The following is a 2,834-nucleotide window of genomic DNA, read 5'->3' as shown; positions in this document are numbered from 1 at the left end:
TTGAGCTTCCTCCGCGGAGTCCCAAGTTGAATGGGCATGTGGAGCGCATGCAGCGGGCGTTTCGGGACGAGTTTTACACGCGTCCTCTGCCTTCTGGGATTGAGGGGCTTCAGCGGGAGTTGGATGCGTATTTGGACTACTACAACGGGCGGAGGCCGCACCGGGCTTTGGGGGGTCTTGCGCCCTTGGAGTTCCTGGCTAAGCTCAAGGAGGAGGGGGTCCCCACAGAGTCTCAAATGTGCTGGCCAACTACAGCCACTTGTCCCAGGAGGGACCTCCCCGTTAGGCTGGCCCCATGGAGGCCTTGGCGGACTGGCTCTTCGTGGTCCTTTGGGCCCTTGGGGTCCTCCTCACCTTCCTTCCCTTCGTGCCCGCCACCTTGGTGGTCCTCCTGGCCGTCTTTCTCCACGAGCTTTTGGTGGGCTTTCGGGAGGTTTCCTTGGGGCTTTGGCTGGGCCTTTTTGCCCTTGGGCTTCTTGCCATGACCCTGGACAACCTGGCCACCCTCTTGGGGGCCAGGCGCTACGGGGCGGGGTGGGCGGGGCTATGGGGGGCCTTTCTCGGGGGGATTCTCGGCCTCTTGCTTGGGGTCTGGGGGGTTCTCCTCCTGCCCTTTATGCTGGCCTGGCTTTTTGAATGGCTCTCGGGCAGGAAGCCGGAGGAGGCCCTAAGGGCCGCCTTTGGCACCTTGGTGGGCCTCATGGGGGGGATGGTGGGGAAGGCCCTTTTGCATCTCGTTATGGGCCTTCTTGTCCTTCAGGCCATCTTTTAGGGTAGGCTTTAGGGCATGGAGTTGGTCTTCGTCACCCGGGAGGGGTGCGGGCTTTGCGAGAAGGCCGAGCGGGTCCTCTGGGCCCTGGGGGTGCCCTACGTGCGCCGGGACGTGGACCGGGACCCGGAGCTTCTCCGCCTCTACACCTTCCGGGTGCCCGTCCTCCTTTGGGGTGGCGAAGTGCTCATGGAGGGCTTTTTTGACGAGAAGGCCCTTTGGGAGAAGGTGAAGACCCTTTTGGGAGGTTAGGCTGTGGACCCCACCATGATCCAGATCGGCCCCTTGCGCATCCAATGGTACGGCTTCTTCCTCACCGTGGCCATCTTCGCCGCCTTTGAGCTGGCCAAGCGCCGGCTTAAGGCCTGGGGGCTGGACACGGAGCGCTTTGAGCACGTGGCCTTCTGGGCCGTGGTCTGGGGGGTGGTGGGGGCCCGGCTGGGTTACGTCCTCACCTCCCCCGCCCCCTTTCTGGAAAACCCGGCGGAGGTCCTCTACATCTGGCATGGAGGGCTTTCCTTCCACGGGGCCATCCTGGGGGGTGCCTTGACCTTCCTGTACTTCCACAGGCGCAAGGGGTACCCCCTTTACCCCTACCTGGACGCGGCCACCCCTGGGGTGGCCTTGGGGATCATGGCCGGGCGGCTTGGCAACTTCATGAACGGCTCCGACACCGTAGGCCGCCTCACCACCCTCCCCATTGGCTTCACCTGGCCGGAAAGCGCCGTGGGCTTTCCGGGGGTTTGCCCGGGGATAGACGATATCTCCCAGGTTTATCGGTGCACCGAACTCCTTCGGGGCCCCGTGCACCTCACCCAGATCTATGGGGTGGGGGTAGGGCTGATCCTCCTTTTCCTCTCCCTCTACTGGCTTAGGAAAAAGCCCTTCTACGGCTACGCCTTCTGGAACTTCCTCCTCTGGTACAGCGTGCTCCGCTCCGTGCTGGAGGAGCCCTTCCGCCTGAATCCCCTTTGGCTTCCCGTTTACCGCAACGATGAGCTAGGGATTGGGCTCTTCACCGCCACCCAGATTGTCAGCATCCCCCTGGTTCTCCTCTCCTGGTGGGTCCTTCGGCGCCTCGCCGTCTTGCGCCCCGAGGGATAATAGGGCCATGCACGCCCACGTGATCCTGGCCGCCGGGCAGGGGACGAGGATGAGGTCCCGCCTGCCCAAGGTGCTCCACCCCCTTCTGGGCCAGCCCATGCTGGCCTACGCGGTGGAGACGGCCCTGGCCCTGGCCCCCGAGCGCCTCGTGGTGGTGGTGGGCCACGGGGGGGAGAGGGTGCGGGAGGCCCTCTGGGGTTACCCTGTGGTCTTTGCCGAGCAGAAGGAGCAGCTCGGTACCGCCCACGCCCTTATGCAGGCGGGGGAGGCCCTAAAGGGCTTCCCCGGGCCCATCCTGGTGACCCAGGGGGACACCCCTCTCCTCACCCCGGACACCCTGAGGGCCCTCCTCGAGGCCCTATCGGAAGGGGCGGGGATGGCCCTCCTCACCGTGGAACTCCAGGACCCCACGGGCTACGGCCGCATCCTGCGGGAGGGGGAGGAGGTTCTCGCCAACGTGGAGGAGAAGGACGCCTCGCCGGAGGTAAAGGCCATCCGGGAGGTGAACGCGGGGGCCTACGCCTTTGACCCCTTCCTTTTCCAGGCCCTTAGGGAAGTGGGGAACGAGAACGCCGCCCGGGAGTACTACCTTCCCGACCTCATCGCCATCTACCGGGCCCACGGGAAGCGGGTGGTGGCCGTGCGAGGGCGGGCGGAGGAGGCCCTTGGGGTGAACACCCGCCTGGAGCTTGCCCGGGTGGAAGGGATCCTCCTGGACCGGCTCCGGCGGGACTGGATGCTCAAGGGGGTGCGGATGCTCCTTCCCGAAACGGTCTACCTCGAGCCCACGGTGGAGCTTGCCCCCGATGCCACCCTGTGGCCGGGGGTGGTGCTCAAGGGGAAGACCCGCATCGGGGAAGGGTGCGAGGTGGGGGCCTATAGCGTCCTGGAGGACACCGTACTGGAGCCCGGGGCCCGGGTCCTTCCCCATAGCGTCCTCCAGGGGGCTTACCTGGAGGGG

Annotated in this window: 4 protein-coding genes and 1 pseudogene; all 5 read left to right on the top strand. The window is 65.6% G+C overall.

Annotation, left to right across the window (positions count from 1 at the left end):
• A pseudogene (locus WKI94_RS11795) lies at positions 1–286 on the top strand (transposase); the annotation flags it as partial.
• Positions 287–295: 9 nt separating this feature from the next.
• Positions 296–772, top strand: a complete 477-nt coding sequence (locus WKI94_RS11790) for a DUF456 family protein (RefSeq protein ID WP_337845918.1) — start codon at positions 296–298, stop codon at positions 770–772.
• 15 nt (positions 773–787) lie between these two features.
• On the top strand, positions 788–1,021 hold the full coding sequence (locus tag WKI94_RS11785; RefSeq protein WP_337845917.1) for a glutaredoxin family protein: 234 nt from the start codon (positions 788–790) through the stop codon (positions 1,019–1,021).
• Between the two features lie 15 nt (positions 1,022–1,036).
• Positions 1,037–1,873: a prolipoprotein diacylglyceryl transferase gene (lgt, locus tag WKI94_RS11780; protein WP_337845919.1), complete on the top strand. Its 837-nt coding sequence runs from the start codon at positions 1,037–1,039 to the stop codon at positions 1,871–1,873.
• Between the two features lie 7 nt (positions 1,874–1,880).
• Positions 1,881–2,834 (top strand): NTP transferase domain-containing protein (locus tag WKI94_RS11775; RefSeq protein WP_337845915.1); only part of this gene is annotated, 954 nt, incomplete at its 3' end.

It is taken from the genome of Thermus sp. (genome assembly GCF_037444525.1).
Taxonomy (GTDB): domain Bacteria; phylum Deinococcota; class Deinococci; order Deinococcales; family Thermaceae; genus Thermus.
Note: the sequence above shows the minus strand (reverse complement) of the source record. Positions and strands in the feature narration are given on the sequence as shown.

Bases quoted from the DNA above. Each gene is read 5' to 3' on its own strand.
- WKI94_RS11790 (WP_337845918.1), top strand. From the start codon at position 296: ATGGAGGCCTTGGCGGACTGGCTCTTCGTGGTCCTTTGGGCCCTTGGG.
- WKI94_RS11785 (WP_337845917.1), top strand. From the start codon at position 788: ATGGAGTTGGTCTTCGTCACCCGGGAGGGGTGCGGGCTTTGCGAGAAG.
- lgt (WP_337845919.1), top strand. From the start codon at position 1,037: ATGATCCAGATCGGCCCCTTGCGCATCCAATGGTACGGCTTCTTCCTC.